This window comes from Streptomyces sp. NPDC059788, from assembly GCF_042732265.1.
Taxonomy (GTDB): Bacteria; Actinomycetota; Actinomycetes; order Streptomycetales; family Streptomycetaceae; genus Streptomyces.
This window is the reverse complement of record NZ_JBHWHY010000006.1, coordinates 26,028-44,712: the sequence shown is the minus strand read 5'-3', so window position 1 is coordinate 44,712 and position 18,685 is coordinate 26,028. Positions and strand designations below refer to the sequence as shown.

The following is an 18,685-nucleotide window of genomic DNA, read 5'->3' as shown; positions in this document are numbered from 1 at the left end:
CGGCCGGCGGGCGCGCCGGGGGACGACGGCCCGGAGGCCGCCCCGGAGGCCGCCCCGGGGACCGGCCTGGAGGGCGCGCCGACGCGGGACGTGTCGTTGTTGAGGTACGTCAGGACGGCCTGCACCCGCCGGTTGTCGTCCTTGGACGGCAGCAGCTGGAGCTTGCTGAAGATGTTGTTGATGTGCTTCCCGATCGCCTTGTCCGTCACGAACAGCGACTCGGCGATACCGGCGTTGGACTTGCCCTCCGCCATCAGCCCCAGCACCTCCAGCTCGCGCTGGGTCAGGTTGCCCAGGGGCTCGCGGCGCGACCCGTTGTGCAGCAGCCGCTCGATGACCTTGGGGTCCATGGCCGTGCCGCCGTCGGCGACGCGGCGGACCGCCTCGATGAACTGGCCGCTGTTGAGGACCCGGTCCTTGAGCAGATAGCCGACCGATCCCGTGCCGTCGGCGAGCAGTTCGCGGGCGTACAGCTGCTCCACGTACTGCGACAGGACCAGGACGGGCAGTCCGGAGATCTGCCGGCGCGCCTCCAGGGCGACCTGGATGCCCTCGTCGGTGAAGGTGGGCGGCAGCCGTACGTCCACGATGGCCACGTCGGGGCGCTCGTCGAGCAGCGCGCGCAGCAGCTCCGGCGCGTTGTCGACGGACGCGACGATCGTGCAGCCATGGGCCGTCAGCAGACGTTCCATGCCCTCCCTCAGGAGGAACAGGTCTTCTCCGAGGACGACGCGCATCATGGGCCTCCCCGCGGCAGCCGGTCGTGGACGCCGCCCACCGCACACAGCGTCTCTGAGAAACGGACCTTACCGCCGGCCCCTGACGTCCCAGTGACGGATCGATGACGGATTCGGCCACCCCGCCCACGGCCGGAGCGGTAATCGACTGGTCATCGAACTGTCAGTGGAGTCGGGAAGTGTGGTTTCCCGGCACCGATGCCCCCTGACGCGCCCGCGCCCCGCGCTGCCCCGTCAGTCCCGGACCAATGGTGGAGTTTCCATGCCCTCCTCTGGCACTGAGGTACCGTCCTTCTCCGTCGTCTCGGGCGAGCAGGTCTCCCGAGTTCTGCACGGGCAGGAAAAGCAGATCGTCGACCTCGTCGACTACGCCTACCGCGTGCACGGCGTCGGCGACACCGTCAATCCCCCCTCGTACTTCCTCAAATTCGAGGACCGTCCGTCGGCGCGCATCATCGCGCTGCCCGCCTCGGTGGGCGGCGAGGTCGGTGTCGACGGCATCAAATGGATTTCCAGCTTTCCCGAGAACATCGATTCGGGACTGCCGCGCGCCTCGGCCGTGCTCATCCTCAACGACCGCGACACCGGATATCCGTTCGCGTGCATGGAGAGCTCCATCATCAGCGCGGTGCGCACGGCGGCCTCCGCGGCGCTGGCCGCCGACTGGCTCACCCGCGAGCGCGGCCGCCCGAAGCGCGTCGGATTCATCGGCACCGGCCTGATCGCCCGCTACATCCACACCTATCTGGCCGGTACGGGCTGGGAATTCGACGAGATCGGCGTCCACGACCTCAGCAGCGAGTACGCCGCGGGCTTCGAGAGCCACCTGAGCGACGCCGGCAGCACCGCCCGCACGGTGATCCACGACTCGGCCGAGAGCCTGATCCGCAACAGCGACCTGGTCGTCTTCGCCACCGTCGCCGGCACCCCGCACGTCACCAGCCCCGCCTGGTTCGCGCACAACCCGGTGGTGCTGCACGTCTCGCTGCGCGACCTCGGCCCCGAGGTCATCAAGGCGTCCTCGAACTTCGTGGACGACGTCGAGCACGTCATGAAGGCCAACACCTCCGTGCACCTCGTCGAGCAGGAGGTCGGCAACCGCTACTTCATCAACGGCACCCTGCACAACGTGATGACGGGCATGGTGAAGATTCCCCGGGACCGCCCCGTCGTCTTCTCGCCCTTCGGCCTCGGCGTACTGGACCTGACCGTCGCCAAGCACGTCTACGACGAACTCGCGGCGGACGGCGGCCTGCACGCCGTCGACGGGTTCTTCCACGAACTGTCCCGGCACGGAAAGAAATAACCGCTGCCCCGCGACAGGACCACACGCCTGCGGTTGGGAGGACCGGACGTGCCCGTTATATCCGCCCCGCACGAATTCAACGTGCCGGATCTCTTCGTCGACCTGAAAAGCGTCCTCGGAGAGAATCTCTACCTCAAGTGCGAAGGCTTCAACTTCGCCGGATCGATCAAACTCAAGGCCGCCGTGGAAATGATCGCCCGCGGTGAGCGGGACGGCACCCTGCGGCCCGGAATGACCCTCGTCGAATCGTCGTCGGGCAATCTCGGCGTCGCGCTGAGCCTGGTGGCCAGGAGCAAGGGCTACGGCTTCGTGTGCGTCACCGACAGCCGCTGCACCCTCGCCAACCGCCAGCGCATGGAGAACCTCGGCGCCCAGGTACGCATCATCACCGAGCCCGACCCGGAGAGCGGCCTGCTCGGCGCGCGCATCCGGTACGTACGGGAACTGTGCGCGAGCGGCGACGGCTACGCCTGGCTGAATCAGTACGCCAACCTTGGCAACTGGATGAGCCACTACCGCACCACCGGGCCCGAGATCGCCGCCCAGTTCCCCGACCTGGACGTCCTGTTCATCGGCGCCGGCACCACCGGCACCCTGATGGGCTGCGCCCGCTACTTCCGCGAGAACCAGCCCTCGGTCACCGTCGTCGCCGTCGACAGCGTCGGCTCGGTCACCTTCGGCACCCCGGCGGCCCCGCGCATGATCCCCGGCCTGGGCGCCGGCGTCCGGCCGCAGCTCCTCGACGAGTCGTACGTGGACGCCGTGGTGCACGTCCCCGAGACCGACACGCTGCGCATGTGCCACCGCCTGGTCCGGCACGGCTATGTCCTGGGCGGCTCCACCGGCACCGTGCTCAGCGGCGCCCGGCGCTGGATCGCGGAGAACCGGCCGGAGCGCGACATCGTCGGCGTGGCGATCTCCCCCGACCTCGGCGACCACTACCTGGACACCGTCTACCAGGAGAAGTGGCTCCAGGACATCTACGGCCTGGACGCGGACGACCTGGCCGAGCTGGACGACCTCGCCGAGCTGGACGGGCTGCCCGAGACGACCCCGGCCACCGCGTAACGCCCCGGGCCGCAACGCCCCACCCCGCACCGGGCCGCCGGCCCGCCGCACCGAACCCCTTGCATCCGCAGGTCCTCCAGGAGGTTGCTGTCATGACCGCACGTATCGAGCCGGGTCTGCCGCTGACCGCGGCCCAGACCGAGATCTGGTTCGACGAGCAGTTCGCCGACGGCGACCTGGCCTACAACATGGCCGACCACTTCGACATCCGCGGCCCCCTGGACGCCGCCCGGCTCGAAACGGCACTGCGCCTGGCCCTCGGCGAGGCCGAGTGCTTCCGCGTGCGCCTCACCGACGAGGACGGCGAGCCCCGGCAGACCGTCGAACCCCTGGAGACCCTGCCGTACACCGCCGTCGACCTGAGCGGCGAGGCCGACCCCGAGGCCGCCGCCCGTGCCTGGATGGCCCGGGACCTGGACCGGCCGATCGACGTGACGTCCTTCCCGCTGCTGCGGGCGGCCCTGCTCACCCTCGGCCCGGACCGCGCGTTCCTCTACATGTGCGCGCACCACATCGTCAGCGACAGCTTCGTCCGCCCGCTGTTCTACCGGCGGCTGGCCGACCTCTACACCGCCCTGCACGAAGGGCGCCCCACGGACGAGGGACAGCTGCCGCCCCTGAAGACCCTGGTGGACGACGAGATCGCATACGCGTCGTCGCGGCGCGCCGAGCGGGACCGCGCGTACTGGTCGCGCGCGTACGCCGACGCCCCCGACCCGGTCAGCTTCTCCGGCCGCGAGCCGGCCCCCGCCCGCGGCTTCCTGCGCCGCAGCACCACCCTGCCGCGGCCCGTCGTGCAGCGCCTGCGCGCCGCCGCGAGCCGCGCCCGGGTGACCTGGCCGACGCTGGTCATCGCCGCCGCTGCCGCCTACACCCAGCGGCTGACCGGTGCCGACGAGATCCTGCTGACCCTGCCGGTCAACGCGCGCACCAGCGCCGCGGGCCGCTCGGTGCCCGGCATGGTCGCCAACTACCTGCCGCTGCGCGTCGCCATCGCCCCCGGCGCCACGCCCGACCAGCTGCTGCGCACGGTCGCCGACGCCCTGCTGCGGACGCTCAGCCACCAGCGCTACCGCGGCGACCGGGTACGCCGCGACATGGGCCTGCGGGTCGACGACCGGCGCCCCTTCGGCCCGTTCGTCAACGTCCTGCCGCCCGAGCCGGAACTCGCCTTCGGCCCCTGCGCCGTCACCCTGACGAACCTGTCCACCGGCATCGTCAACGACTTCATGTTCGCGGTCTCCGACTCCTCCGGCGACGACGTGGAGATCCACCTCAACGCCAACCCCGAGCTGTACAGCGCCACCGAACTCGACGCCCACCGCGACCGGTTCACCGCCTTCCTGGACGCCCTGTCGCAGGCGGCGGCCGACCGGCCGCTGGCGGGCGTCGGGGTGCTCACCGAGGCGGAGTCGCGGCGGCTGCTGGTGGAGTGGAACGACACCGGGCGTGGGGGCGGTTTTGCCGGGGTGGTGGAGCGGGTGCGTCTGCATGCCGTGGCCCGTCCGGACGCGGTGGCCGTGTCCGATGGTGAGGTCTCGGTCTCGTACGGGGCGCTGGCGCTGTGGGCGGACGGGGTCGCGGGGCGGCTGGCGGAGGCGGGCGCGGAGGTCGGTTCGCTGGTGGCGGTTCTCGGTGAGCCGGGGGCCCGTTATGTCGGCGGTGTGCTGGGTGTGTTGGGCGCCGGTGCGGCGTGGCTGCCGCTGGATGTGGACGCGCCGATCGCCCGCCAGACCGGGCTGCTCGCGGACAGCGGTGCGCGCTTCCTGCTGGCCGGGCCCGGCCAGGCGGCGCGGGCCGAGGAGATCGTGGCGGCGGCCGGTTCCGGCGTACGGGTCCTCGTCCTGGACGAGGCGTTCCCGGTGGCGGGGGCGCGGGCGGAGGGCCTGGGTCCGGTGCGCGGCGGTGAGGACGATCTCGCGTACGTGATCTACACCTCCGGCTCCACGGGCCGCCCGAAGGGCGCGATGGTGCACCGCCGGGGCATGGTCAACCACCTTCTCGCCAAGGTGGAGGACCTGGCCATGGCCGAGGGTGATGTCCTGGTGCACAACGCGCCGGTGACGTTCGACATCTCGGTGTGGCAGATGCTGGCCGCCCTGGTGGCGGGCGGGACGACGCGTGTCGTGGACCGCACGGTGGCGGCCGACCCGGACGCGCTGTTCGCGGTGACCGTCGACGAGGACGTGACGGTGCTGGAGGTCGTCCCGTCGTTGCTGCGGGCGGCGCTGGACGCGTGGGAGACGGCGGGCGGTTTCCCGTCGCTGCCGAAGCTGCGCCACCTGGTGGTGACGGGCGAGGCGCTGCCGGTGGACGTGTGCCACCGCTGGTTCGCCCGTTACCCGGGGATTCCGCTGGTCAACGCGTACGGCCCGACCGAGTGCTCCGACGACGTGACCCACGCGGTGATCGAAGCCGGCAGTGAACTGGGCACGCGCACGCCGATCGGCCGCGTGGTGCGCAACACCCGCCTGTACGTCCTGGACGACGCGCTGCGGCCGGTGCCGGTGGGCGTAGCGGGCGAGCTGTACGTGGCGGGTACGGGCGTCGGCCGCGGGTATCTCGGCGACCCGGGGCGTACGGCTGCGACGTTCATGGCCGACCCCTTCGGGGCCGTGGGCGAGCGGATGTACCGGACCGGTGACCGGGTGGTCTATCGCCCGGACGGGCAGCTGGAGTTCCTGGAGCGGTTGGACCACCAGGTGAAGATCCGGGGCCGTCGGATCGAGCTGGGGGAGATCGAGGCGGCGCTGCGGGCCGTGGACGGTGTCACGGACGCGGCGGCGCAGGTGCACACGGACGCGGCTTCCGGCCGTAAGCGCCTGGTCGGCTACCTCGTCGGACCGGCGGGCGCGGAGGACGTGCGGGCCGCGCTGTCGCTCGTGCTGCCCGAGTACATGATCCCGGGCGAGTTCGTGGCGCTCGACCTGATGCCGCTGACCCCGAACGGCAAGGTGGACCGCAAGGCCCTCACCGCCCCCGAGGCGGCCACGGCCGCGAGCGGCGCGGGCCGGGCCCCCCGTACCCCGGAGGAAACGATCCTCTGCGCCGCCTTCGCCGAGGTGCTGAGCCTGCCGTCGGTCGCCGCCGACGCCGACTTCTTCGCGCTCGGCGGCGACAGCATCAGCTCCATCCAGGTGGTGAGCCGCGCCCGTAAGGCGGGCCTGGTGTTCGCGCCGCGCGACGTGTTCCTGCGCAAGACACCGGCCGCGCTGGCCGCCGCCGCGCAGGCGGCCCAGGACGCGGCGGCGGTGGTCGGCACGGACGACGGCGTCGGCGAGCTGGAGATCATGCCGATCGCCCACCAGCTGCGGGAGGACGGCGGCCCGGTCGCCGGTCCGGTGGGCTCGTTCGCGCAGTACGTCGTCGTACAGGTCCCCGACCACGTGGACACCGCGCGGCTGACCCGCGCGCTGCACGCGGTGACCGACCGGCACGACGCGCTGCGGATGCAGCTGGACGTGCCCGTAGAGGGCCTGTGGACGCTGAAGGTACGGCCGCAGGGCACGGTGGACCTGACGGGCGCGGTGTACGAGGCCGCCGTACCGGCCGACGCGGACGGCGGTACGGACGGCGGCGCGGTGATCGTCGAGCAGGCCGCCGTCGCACAGCGGCGTCTCGACCCCACCACCGGCGACCTGCTCCAGGCCGTCCTGCTGAACGCCGGCCCCGGGCAGCCCCGGCGCCTGCTGCTCATGGTCCACCACCTGGCCGTGGACGGCGTGTCCTGGCGGGTGCTGCTGCCCGACCTGGCCGCGGCCTGGTCGGCCGTCGAGGCGGGCCGCGCACCGGCGTTGGCGCCGGTCGGCACCTCGTACCGCAGCTGGTCGCGCCTGCTCGCCGACAACGCGCGCACCGCCGCCCGCACCGCGGAGCTGCCGCTGTGGACCGGGCACGCGAGCGCCCCGGACCCGCTGCCCGGGACGCGCGGCCTGGACGCCGCGCGGGACACCTACGCGACCGCCCGCCGCCTGCGGCTGGTCCTGCCCGCCGAGCAGACCGCGGCCCTGCTGACCGATGTGGCGACTGCCTTCCACGCCGAGATCAACGACGTCCTGCTGACCGGACTCGCGCTGGCGGTGGCCGACTGGCGCCGCCGCAGGAACGCCGCCGACTGCGGCACCACGGACACGCAGATCGAACTCGAAGGCCACGGCCGCGAGCAGGTCGTGGACAACACCGACCTGTCCCGCACGGTCGGCTGGTTCACCAGCGCCTTCCCCGTCCGCCTCGCCCCCGGCGAGCTGGACTGGGACGAGGTGTGGGCGGGCGGCGACGCCGTCGGCACCGCCTTCAAGCGCATCAAGGAGCAGCTGCGGGCCGTCCCGGACCACGGCATCGGCTACGGCCTGCTGCGCTACCTCAACCCGCAGACCAGCGCTCTCCTGGCGCGCCACCCGCGCCCGCAGATCGGCTTCAACTACATGGGCCGCTTCAACGCCGCCGGAGCGGCCGACTGGTCGCTGTCCGGCGAGGGCGCCGCGGTCGGCACCGCCGCCGCCCCCGAGATGCCGTTGCAGCACGTCCTGGAGGTCACCCCGGTCACCGAGGACCGGCCCGACGGCCCGCACCTGGTCGCGGACTGGCTCTGGGCCGGGGAGATCCTGCCGGACGAGGACGCGCGCGACATCGCCCGTACGTGGTTCCGCGCGCTGGAGCTGCTGGTGACCCACGCGGCCCGGCCCGGCGCGGGCGGCCGGGTGCCGTCCGACCTGCCCCTGGTGTCGGTGTCCCAAAGCGAACTGGACTGCTACGAGGTCGAGTTGGCTGCCTCCGGTCTCGCTGACGTGCTGCCGCTGGCGCCCCTCCAGAAGGGCCTTCTCTTCCTGTCCGAGTACGAGCGGGACGGCGACGGCGTGGACGCGTACGTCCTCCAGCTCGGCCTGGAACTGGGCGGCGACGTGGACGCCGCCCGCCTCCGCGCCGCTTGCGCGCGGCTCCTGCACCGGCACCCCAACCTCCGGGCCACGTTCCGCCACCGCGAGTCCGGCGCGCCCGTCCAGCTCGTACCGCACGCGGTCGAGGTGCCGTGGCGGGAGACGGACCTGACCGACGATGCCGATGGCGCCGTTGCCGTCGCCCGCCTCGCCGACGAGGAGCGCGCCCGCCGCTTCGACCTGTCCGACCCGGCGCAGGCGCCCCTGATGCGCTTCGTCCTCGCCCGTACCGGCCCGGACCGGCACCGCTTCCTGTGGACGGTCCACCACAGCCTGGTCGACGGCTGGTCGATGCCCCTGCTGGTCCAGGAGCTGTTCACGCTGTACGCGGCCGGTGCCGACGGCGCCGCCGCGCTGCCCGGGCCCGCGCCCTACCGCGACTACCTGGCCTGGCTGGCGGAGCAGGACACCGAAGCGGCGCTCGCGGCCTGGAAGGAGGCGCTGCACGGCGTCGAGGAACCGACGCTGGCCGCCCCGGAGAGCGCCGGGCACCCGGCCGTCCACGCGGACACGGTCGGCATGCCCGTACCCGAGGAGCTGTCCTCCGGCCTCGCCGCCTGGGCCCGCGACCGCGGCCTGACCCTGAACACCGTCTTCCAGGGCTGCTGGGCCCTGCTGCTGGGCAGCCTCACCGGCCGCGACGACATCGTGTTCGGCGCGGTCACCTCCGGCCGCCCGGCCGAGGTCCCCGGCGTCGAGAGCATGATCGGTCTCTTCCTCAACACGGTGCCGGTGCGGGTGCGCCCCCGGCCCGAGGAGACCGTCGCCGGCCTGCTCGCCGGTATCCAGGAACGCCAGTCGGCCCTGATGCCGTACGAGCACGTCGGGCTCGCCGAGATCCAGAGCCGGGCCGGGATCGGCGACCTCTTCGACACCGTGCTGCTCTTCGAGAACTTCCCGCTGGACGAGGAGAGCGTGCGCGCCTCCGCGACCGGCCTGCGCCTCCTGGACGCCGAGGCCCGCGACGGGCGGCACTACCCGCTGAGCCTGGCGGTCCTGCCGGGCGCCGGCGGGCGTCTGGACCTGCGCTTCGACTACGCGCCCGGCGCCTTCACCCGGGACGCCGTCGAACGGCTCGGCGCCCGTCTGCTGCACCTGCTCGCCGCCGTCCCGGCCACCGCCGACCGGCCGCTGGCCGCACTCGGCCTGGTGGACGAGGCGGAGTCGCGGCGGCTGCTGGTGGAGTGGAACGACACCGGGCGGGCCGGTGGCTTCGCGGGTGTGGTGGAGCGGGTGCGCGAGCACGCTGCGGCCCGTCCGGATGCGGTGGCCGTGTCCGATGGTGAGGTCTCGGTCTCGTACGGGGCGCTGGCGCTGTGGGCTGACGGGGTCGCGGGGCGGCTGGCGGAGGCGGGCGCGGAGGTCGGTTCGCTGGTGGCGGTTCTCGGTGAGCCGGGGGCCCGTTATGTCGGCGGTGTGCTGGGCGTGTTGGGCGCCGGTGCGGCATGGCTGCCCCTGGACGTGGACGCGCCGATCGCCCGCCAGACCGGGCTGCTGGAGGACAGTGCCGCACGGTTCCTGCTGGCCGGGCCGGGCGAGCTGGCCCGCGCGCGGGAGATCGCCGACGCTTACGGCAGCGAACTGCGCGTGCTGTGCCTGGACGAGCCCTTCCCGGCCGCTGGGGCGCGGGCCGAGGGTCTGGGTCCGGTGCGCGGCGGTGAGGACGATCTCGCGTACGTGATCTACACCTCCGGCTCCACGGGACGCCCGAAGGGCGCGATGGTGCACCGCCGGGGCATGGTCAACCACCTTCTCGCCAAGGTCGAGGACCTGGCCATGGCCGAGGGCGACGTCCTGGTGCACAACGCGCCGGTGACGTTCGACATCTCGGTGTGGCAGATGCTGGCCGCGCTGGTGGCGGGCGGCACCACCCGCGTGGTGGACCGGGTGACCTCCGCGGACCCGGACGCGCTGTTCGACGTGACCGTGACCGAAGGCGTCACCGTCCTCGAAGTCGTCCCGTCGTTGCTGCGGGCGGCGCTGGACGCGTGGGAGACGGCGGGTGGTTTCCCGTCGTTGCCGAAGCTGCGCCACCTGGTGGTGACGGGCGAGGCGCTGCCGGTGGACGTCTGCCGGCGCTGGTTCGCCCGCTATCCGGGGATTCCGCTGGTCAACGCGTACGGGCCGACCGAGTGCTCGGACGACGTGACGCACGCCGTGCTGACCGTGGACTCGGACCTGACGGGCTCCCGGGTGCCGATCGGCCGCGTGGTGCGCAACACCCGCCTGTACGTGCTCGACGATGCGCTGCGGCCGGTCCCGGTCGGTGTGCCCGGTGAGCTGTACGTGGCGGGGACCGGTGTCGGCCGCGGCTACCTGGGAGATCCGGGGCGTACGGCTGCGACGTTCATGGCCGACCCGTACGGCCCGGCCGGTGAGCGGATGTACCGGACCGGTGACCGGGTGGTCTACCGCGCGGACGGGCAGCTGGAGTTCCTGGAGCGTCGCGATCACCAGGTGAAGATCCGCGGCCGTCGGATCGAGCTGGGGGAGATCGAGGCGGCGCTGCGGGCCGTGGACGGCGTCACGGACGCGGCGGCGCAGGTGCACACGGACGCGGCTTCCGGCCGTAAGCGCCTGGTCGGCTACCTCGTCGGACCGGCGGGCGCGGACGAGGTACGTGCCGCGCTGCTGCGGGTGCTGCCCGAGTACATGATCCCGGGGGACTTCGTCGCCCTCGACGCCCTGCCGCTGACCCCCAACGGCAAGGTGGACCGCAAGGCCCTCACCGCCCCCGAGGCGACCGCGCTGACGGGCACCGGCCGTGCGCCGCGCACTCCGGAGGAAACGATCCTCTGCACCGCCTTCGCCGAGGTGCTGGACCTGCCGACGGTCGCCGCCGACGCCGACTTCTTCACCCTCGGCGGCGACAGCATCAGCTCCATCCAGCTCGTCGGCCGGGCACGCGGGGCCGGGCTGGTGATCACGCCGCGGGACGTGTTCCTGCACAAGACACCGGCCGCGCTCGCCGCCGCCGCGCAGCCGGTCCAGGACGCGCCGGCCGCGTACGAGCCGGTGGCCGCCGACCAGCCGCTGGTCGCGCTGTCAGACGACGAACTCGACGGGTTCGACATGGAATTCGGGGACTTTCAGTGAGCACGGGACTTTCGGTGAGTTCGGCGAAGGACGAAGGGAAGGGCGCCGTGAAGCGTTCGGGTATCAGCGACGTACTGCCACTGGCGCCGCTGCAGAAGGGCCTGCTGTTCCTGTCCGAGTACGACCCGCAGAGCGCGGACGCGTACTCGCTCCAGCTCAGCGTCGAACTCGACGGTCCGCTGGACACCGGCGCCCTGCGCGCCGCGTGCGAGGGCCTGCTGCGCCGGCACCCCAACCTGCGGGCCTGCTTCCGCCGCCGGGCCACCGGCGACCCCGTACAGCTCGTCCCGCACGAGGTCGACCTGCCGTGGCGCGAACTGGACCTGCCGGACGCGGACGCCGGGCAGCTGCGCGCCGCCGCCGACGAGGAGCGGGGCCGCCGCTTCGACCTGGCGCGGCCGCCGCTGATGCGCTTCGTCCTGGTCCGGCAGGGGGCGCAGCGGCACACGTTCATCTGGACGCTGCACCACAGCCTGTCCGACGGCTGGTCGCTGCCGATGCTCATCCAGGACCTGTTCACGCTGTACGCGCACGGCGGCAAGGAGGAGGGTGCCGGGCTGCCCAAGGCCGCCCCGTACCGCAACTACCTGGCCTGGCTGGCCGCGCAGGACGAGACCGCCGCGCACACCGCGTGGCGGGACGCGCTCGCCGGACTCGCCGAGCCCACCCGCCTGGCGCCCGCCGAAGGCCGTACCCCGGTGCTGCCGCAGTCGCTGACCATGGACGTGCCCGAGCAACTGGCCGCTGACCTCGCGGCCCGCGCACGCAGCCTCGGCGTCACGCTCAACACCGTTTTCCAGAGCGCTTGGTCGCTCGTTCTCGGCGCCCTCACCGGCCGCGAGGACGTGGTCTTCGGCACGGTCACCGCCGGCCGCCCGGCCGAGCTGCCCGGCGTCGAGACGATGGTCGGCCTGTTCGCCAACACCGTTCCCGTGCGGGTGACAGCCCGCCCCGGCCAGTCGGTGGCCGAACTGCTCGCGGACGTACAGGAGCGGCAGTCCGGGCTGATGCCGTACGAGCACGTCGGGCTCGCCGACATCCAGCGACAGGCCGGCATCGGTGAACTGTTCGACACGGTGATGCTGTTCCAGAGCTACCCGATGGACGAGGACGAGCTGGCGGCGTCGCTGCCGGGCCTGCGGGTCGCGGACGCGGCCATCCGCTCCGTCACCCACTACCCGCTCGCCCTCGCCGTGCTGCCCGGCCCCGGCACCCGCCTCGCGCTGCGCTTCGACTACGCGCCCAACCTGTACGGTCCCGCCGACGCCGAACTGTTCGGGCGCCGCCTGCTGCGCGTCCTGGCGGCCGTCGCCGCCGACCCCGCGCAGCCGCTCGCCCGCATCGGCGTGCTGGAGCCCGCGGAGGCGCGGCTGCTCCAGGCGGCCGGGGAAGCCGTGGCCACCGCCGCACCGGCCCGCCCGGTCGCCGAGGCCGTCGAGGAACGCGTACGGGAACTGCCCGACGACACCGCCGTGGTGTGCGGCGACGACGCTCTCACCTACCGGGAGCTGAACGCGCGGGCCAACCGCCTCGCGCACGCCCTCGTCGCCCACGGCGCCGGTCCCGGCCGCACCGTCGCCATCGCCCTGCCCCGCTCCACCGGCCTGGTCGTCGCGGCCCTCGCCGTACTGAAGTCCGGCGCCGCCTACCTGCCGGTCGACCCGGACCACCCGGCCGAGCGCAACACCGTCGTCCTGGAGGACACCCGGCCCGTCCTGGCGCTCACCACCACGGCCACCGACGCCGCGCTGCCGGACGCCGGACAGGCCCGCTGGATCATGGACGGCGCGGAGGCCGCGGCGCTGGTGGCGGGCTTCCCGGACACCGACCTCACCGACGCCGGCCGGGCCCGCCCGATCAGCGCGGACGACGCCGCGTACGTCCTGTTCACCTCCGGCTCCACCGGCCGCCCCAAGGGCGTCGTGGTCACCCGGGGCGGGTTCGCCAACGTCGTCGAGGACATCCGGCACCGCTACGCCCTGGAGCGCGGCGAAACCCTGCTGAGCGTCACCACGTTCGGCTTCGACATCGCCAACACCGAGCTGTTCGGGCCGCTGGTCAGCGGCGCCCGGCTGGTCCTCGCCGACCGGGAGACCGTACGCGACCCGGCCGCGCTGGGCCGGGCGGTCACCGCGACCGGCGCCACCGTCCTGCAGGCCACGCCCAGCCTGTGGCAGGCCCTGGTCACCGTGGCACCGGACGTCCTCGGCGGCGTCCGCGGCTTCGTCGGCGGCGAGGCGCTGAGCGAACCGCTGGGCGAGACGCTGCGCAAGGCCACCGCGAGCATCACCAACCTCTACGGGCCCACCGAAACCACCATCTGGTCCACCGGCGCCCCGCCGCTGGACGGCATCCGCCCCGGCGCCCCCGCCATCGGCTTCCCCGTCGCCAACACCCGGCTGCACATCCTGGACGACTGGCTGCGGCCGGTCGCGCCCGGCGTCGTCGGCGAGCTGTACATCGCGGGCGACGGCCTCGCCCGCGGCTACCTGGGCCGCCCCGGCCTGACCGCCGAGCGGTTCGTGGCCGACCCGGCCGACCCGGCGGGCGGCCGGATGTACCGGACCGGCGACCTGGTGCGCCTGGGCGCCGACGGGCAGGTGGAGTACGTCGGCCGCGCCGACCACCAGGTCAAGATCCGCGGCTTCCGCATCGAGCTGGGCGAGATCGAGAACGCCCTGTCAGGACACCCGGACATCGCCCAGGCCGTCGTCGCCGTACGCGAGGCACGGCCGGGCGAGCCCCTGCTGGCCGGCTATCTGGTCCCGGCCGACGGCGCCGCCGTTCCGGAGCCCGGCGCCCTTCGCGCGTTCCTGTCCGAGCGGGTGCCCGAGTACATGGTTCCCGCCGCCTTCGTGACGCTGGACGCCCTGCCCCTGACCCCGAACGGCAAGGTCGACCGCAAGGCCCTGCCCGACCCCGAACTCCGGTCCCAGGCCACCGGACGCGCCGCGCGCAGCCCGCAGGAGGACCTGCTGTGCCAGGTGTTCGGCGAGGTGCTGGGCCTTGCGCGGTTCGGTCCCGAGGACAACTTCTTCGAGCACGGCGGGCACTCGCTGCTGGCCGCGCGCGTGGTCAGCCGCATCCGTACGGTCCTGGGCACCGACGTCCCGGTCCGCGCGCTGTTCGAGGCACCCACGCCCGCCGGCCTCGCCGAGCGCCTGCCGCGCGCCGGTGCCGCCAGGCCCGCGCTGCGCCCGGGAGGCCGCCCCGAGGACGTACCGCTGTCCTACGCCCAGCTGCGGCTGTGGTTCCTCAACCGCCTGGACGGCGCGCACGGCACGTACAACATCTCGCTCGCCCTGCGCCTGACCGGCGACCTCGACCGGGACGCGCTGAGCGGCGCGCTGAGCGACCTCGTGGGCCGCCACGAGAGCCTGCGCACGGTCTTCCCGGACCGCGACGGGACGCCGCGTCAGCACGTACTCGCGCTTGAGGAAGCGGAGTTCGGGCTGCGGGAGCACACCACCGAAGAGGCACGGCTGAGCGGCCTGCTGGCCGATGGAGCCGCCCGCGGCTTCGACCTGGCCCGCGAGATCCCGCTGCGCGCCGACCTGTTCCGGCTGTCCGACACCGAACACGTACTGCTGCTCGTGCTCCACCACATCGCGGGCGACGGCTGGTCCCTGACCCCGCTGGCCGACGACCTCGCCCGCGCCTACGCGGCACGCCGCGGCGGTACGGCGCCGGAGTGGGCCGAACTTCCCGTCCAGTACGCCGACTACGCACTCTGGCAGCGCGACGTGCTCGGCGACGAGGACGACACCGACAGCCTCGCCGCCCGCCAGCTCGCCTACTGGAAGGACGCGCTGGCCGGGCTGCCCGAGGAGATCGAACTGCCCGCGGACTTCGCCCGCCCGGCCGTCGCCGGACACGAGGGCGCCGAGCACGCCGCCGTCATCGGGCCCGACCTGCACCGCGCCCTGGCCGGCCTGGCCCGCGCACACGGCGTCAGCCTCTTCATGGTCGTCCAGGCCGCGCTGGCCGCCCTGCTCACCCGGATGGGCGCCGGGGAGGACATCCCCCTCGGCAGCCCGATCGCGGGCCGTACGGACGAGGCGCTCGACGACCTGGTGGGCTTCTTCACCAACACCCTCGTCCTGCGTACGGACACCTCGGGCGACCCCGCCTTCACCGAACTGCTGCGCCGCGTCCGGGAGACGGACCTCGCCGCGTACGAGAACCAGGACGTGCCGTTCGAGCGGCTCGTCGAGGTCTGCAACCCGGTCCGCTCGCTGGCCCGGCAGCCGCTGTTCCAGGTGATGCTGGCCTTCCAGAACACGGCGGAGGCCGAGGCCGCGCTGCCCGGTCTGGCGGCGGCCGTGGAGCCCGTCGGCAGCGCCACGGCCAAGTTCGACCTGGCGTTCCAGCTGACCGAGCGCGCCACCGGGGCGCGGGACGGCGGCTCCCGGGAGGAGTTCGGCGGGATCGACCTGCTCGTCGAGTACAGCACCCAGCTGTTCCGGCCGGAGACGGTACGGGCGCTCGCCGAGCGCTTCAGCCGCGTCCTGACGGCCGTGACCACCGCCCCGAAGGCGCCGCTGAGCAGCATCGACGTACTGGGCGACGAGGAGCGCCGGCGCGTCGTGACCGACTGGAACAGCGCGAGCGCCGAGGTGCCCGACCGGACCGTCGCGCAGCTCTTCGAGGAGCACGCCGCCCGGCAGCCGGACCACGAGGCCGTCGCCTTCCGCGACGGGACACTGACGTACGGGGAGCTGAACGCCCGTGCCAACCGGCTGGCCCGTGTGCTGGTCGCACGCGGCGCCGGGCCCGGCGCGCTCGTCGGGCTGCTGCTGCCCCGCTCGGTCGGGATGATCGTGTCGATCCTGGCCGTCCTGAAGTCCGGCGCGGCCTATCTGCCGCTCGACCCGGACTATCCGGCCGACCGGATCGCGTACATGGTCGGCGACGCCGGGCCGGTGTGCGTGCTGGCGGCACCGGGGGCGGCGGGGGCGCTGCGGGACAGCGGCGCGAAGGTGATCGAACTCGCCGGGGACGCCGCGGACCTCACGGGTTCCACGGACCGCCCGCTGCCGGACACCGACGTCACCGACGCCGACACCGACCTCACCGACGCCGACCGCATCCGCCCGCTGACCCGCCGCGACGCCGCGTACGTCATCTACACCTCCGGTTCGACCGGCCGCCCCAAGGGCGTGGTCGTCGAGCACGCGGGCGTGGCCGCCCTCGCCGCCGACCACATCCGGCGCTTCGGGCTCGGCGCGCGCTCCCGCGTGCTCCAGTTCGCCTCCCCGAGCTTCGACGCGGCCACCGCCGAACTGTCGATGGCCCTGCTGTCCGGCGGCACCCTCGTCCTGGCCACCCCGGAGAGCCGCGGCCCCGGCGAGCCCCTCGCCGACCTGGTCACCCGGTACGGCGTCAATCTCGCCGTACTGCCCCCGGTCGTGCTGGCCGCGTTCCCCGAGGACATCGCGCTCCCGGACGGCCTGACCCTGATCACCGCCGGTGAGGCGCTGCCGCCCGAGGTCGCCGCCCGCTGGTCCGCGGGCCGGGCCCTGTACAACTGCTACGGCCCCACCGAGTCCACCGTCTGCGCCACCGCCAGCGACCCGCTGACCGGCGACGGCAAGCCGCCCATCGGCCGGCCGCTGTCGAACACCCGCACCTACGTCCTGGACGGCCGGCTGAACCCGGTGCCGCCCGGCGTGACGGGCGAGCTGTACCTCGCCGGTGCCCAGCTGGCGCGCGGCTACCTCGGCCGCCCCGGCCTGACCGCCGGACGCTTCGTGGCCGACCCCTTCGGCCCGGCGGGCGCCCGGATGTACCGCACCGGCGACCTGGCGCGCTGGACGGCGGACGGCAGCCTCGAATACGCCGGGCGCGTCGACCACCAGATCAAGCTGCGCGGCTTCCGTATCGAACTCGGCGAGATCGAGAGCGCGCTCGCCGCGCACCCCGGCGTCGCCCAGGCGGTCGCCGACGTACGGGAGGACCGGCCCGGCGACCGGCGGCTGGCCGCGTACCTCGTCCCCGAGGACGCGCCGGTGCCCGCCGCCGCACTGCGCGAGCACCTGTCCGGGCTGCTGCCCGACTACATGGTCCCCGGCGCCTTCGTGACGCTCGACGCCCTGCCGCTCACCCCGAACGGCAAGGTCGACCGCAAGGCCCTGCCCGCCCTCGACACCACCGAGGCGGCCGTCCACGGCCGGGCCCCGCGCACCGCCCACGAGACGCTGCTGTGCCAGGTCTTCGCGGAGGTCCTGAACCTGCCCGAGGTCGGCGCCGAGGCGGACTTCTTCGAGCTGGGCGGCGACAGCATCCGCTCCGTGCAGATCGTCGGCCGGGCCCGCAAGGCCGGACTCGACCTCGCGCTGCCCGACATCTTCCGGCACAAGACCGTCGAAGCGCTGGCCGCCGCCCTGGAGCGGGCCGACCGCGCGGCCGGCACCACGTTCCTGGACCGCGTACGGCAGCGGCTCGACGACCCGTCCGCCGACGAGGCGCCACTCGACCCGTACGGCCCGGTGCTGCCCCTGCGCACCAGCGGCGACCTGCCGCCGCTGTTCTGCGTGCACGGCGGCATGGGCTTCGCGCTGCCGTACCTAGGCCTCGCCGGACACATCGGCGAGGGCCACCCGGTCTACGGCCTCCAGGCGTCCTGCCTGACCGGCACCGGGCCGCTGCCGGGAAGCATCGCGGAGGTCGCGGCCGAGTACGTCGAGCGGGTCCGCGCGATCCAGCCGGCCGGCCCCTACCACCTGCTCGGCTGGTCGTACGGCGGCATCGTCGCCCACGAGATGGCCGCGCAACTGGAGGCCGCGGGCGAGGAAGTGGCCCTGCTCGCCAACCTGGACAGCTACCCGGCCGACCTCGCCGAGCCCGTCCCCACGGATGCGGAGCTGCTGACCGCCGTCCTCGAATACTGCGGCCTGGAGCAGGACGTGCCTGACGGCGAAGGCCCGGACGGTACGGACGGTCCGACGCCCGCGTCCGTCCGCGACGCCCTGCGCCGCGCCGACAGCCCGCTGGGCGACCTGGACATCCCCCGGCTCGTGGACGTCATGCGCAACCACGTCCGCCTCGTACGGGAGCACACGCCCGGACACGTACGGGCCCCGATGCACCTGTTCGTCGCGGAACTCGGCCTGACCCCGCGGGAACGCGCCGCCCGGCCCGGCCGGTGGACCGCGCACACCGACGGCGGGCCGGTCGTCCACCCGGTCCCGTGCGGCCACGAATTCATGATGCATTCCGGACCGCAGGCCGCCATCGGCCACGCCGTCGCCGCCGAACTAGACCGGCTGCGCCCCTGATCCGCGCCCGCAAACCCGACCCCATCCGACACCTTACGGAGAGTCCCATGGCGAACCCCTTCGACAACGAAGACGGCACCTTCCACGTCCTGGTCAACGACGAGGGCCAGCACTGCATCTGGCCGGTCTTCGCCGACGTACCGCCCGGCTGGACGGTGACCCTCGAAGCGCGCCCGCGCGCCGAGGCACTGGCCGCCGTCGAGCGCGACTGGACCGACATGCGGCCCAAGAGCCTCGTCACCGCGCACTCCGGCAGCTGACCGC

5 protein-coding genes and 1 pseudogene are annotated in these 18,685 nt (G+C 73.5%); 5 read left to right on the top strand and 1 reads right to left on the bottom strand.

All coding sequences use genetic code 11. The annotated features are described in order from the left end of the window. Positions 1–98: 98 nt before the first annotated feature. Positions 99–737, bottom strand: a pseudogene (locus ACFV57_RS07070) (LuxR C-terminal-related transcriptional regulator); the annotation flags it as partial. A gap of 262 nt (positions 738–999) precedes the next feature. On the opposite strand from ACFV57_RS07070, the gene sbnB reads away from it, so the two are divergent. The 5 genes from sbnB to ACFV57_RS07045 all read left to right on the top strand — a co-directional run bounded on the left by sbnB (position 1,000) and on the right by ACFV57_RS07045 (position 18,681). After that, positions 1,000–2,043 (top strand): 2,3-diaminopropionate biosynthesis protein SbnB, encoded by a 1,044-nt coding sequence (sbnB, locus tag ACFV57_RS07065; protein WP_385226574.1) that lies wholly within the window; start codon positions 1,000–1,002, stop codon positions 2,041–2,043. Positions 2,044–2,091: 48 nt separating this feature from the next. Next, positions 2,092–3,111: a 2,3-diaminopropionate biosynthesis protein SbnA gene (gene sbnA, locus ACFV57_RS07060; protein WP_385226572.1), complete on the top strand. Its 1,020-nt coding sequence runs from the start codon at positions 2,092–2,094 to the stop codon at positions 3,109–3,111. A 92-nt stretch (positions 3,112–3,203) separates the two neighbouring features. Continuing rightward, on the top strand, positions 3,204–11,144 hold the full coding sequence (locus tag ACFV57_RS07055) for an amino acid adenylation domain-containing protein (protein ID WP_385226570.1): 7,941 nt from the start codon (positions 3,204–3,206) through the stop codon (positions 11,142–11,144). Between the two features lie 47 nt (positions 11,145–11,191). Beyond that, positions 11,192–18,421, top strand: a complete 7,230-nt coding sequence (locus tag ACFV57_RS07050; RefSeq protein ID WP_385226568.1) for an amino acid adenylation domain-containing protein — start codon at positions 11,192–11,194, stop codon at positions 18,419–18,421. A 47-nt stretch (positions 18,422–18,468) separates the two neighbouring features. Continuing rightward, positions 18,469–18,681 carry an MbtH family protein gene (locus ACFV57_RS07045; protein WP_385226566.1) on the top strand — a complete coding sequence of 71 codons (213 nt, stop codon included), beginning with the start codon at positions 18,469–18,471 and terminating at the stop codon, positions 18,679–18,681. The last annotated feature ends 4 nt before the right edge of the window (positions 18,682–18,685 follow it).

Excerpts from the sequence above, each read along its gene's own strand:
- ACFV57_RS07055 (WP_385226570.1), top strand. The coding sequence starts at position 3,204 with ATGACCGCACGTATCGAGCCGGGTCTGCCGCTGACCGCGGCCCAGACC.
- sbnB (WP_385226574.1), top strand. The coding sequence starts at position 1,000 with ATGCCCTCCTCTGGCACTGAGGTACCGTCCTTCTCCGTCGTCTCGGGC.
- ACFV57_RS07045 (WP_385226566.1), top strand. The coding sequence starts at position 18,469 with ATGGCGAACCCCTTCGACAACGAAGACGGCACCTTCCACGTCCTGGTC.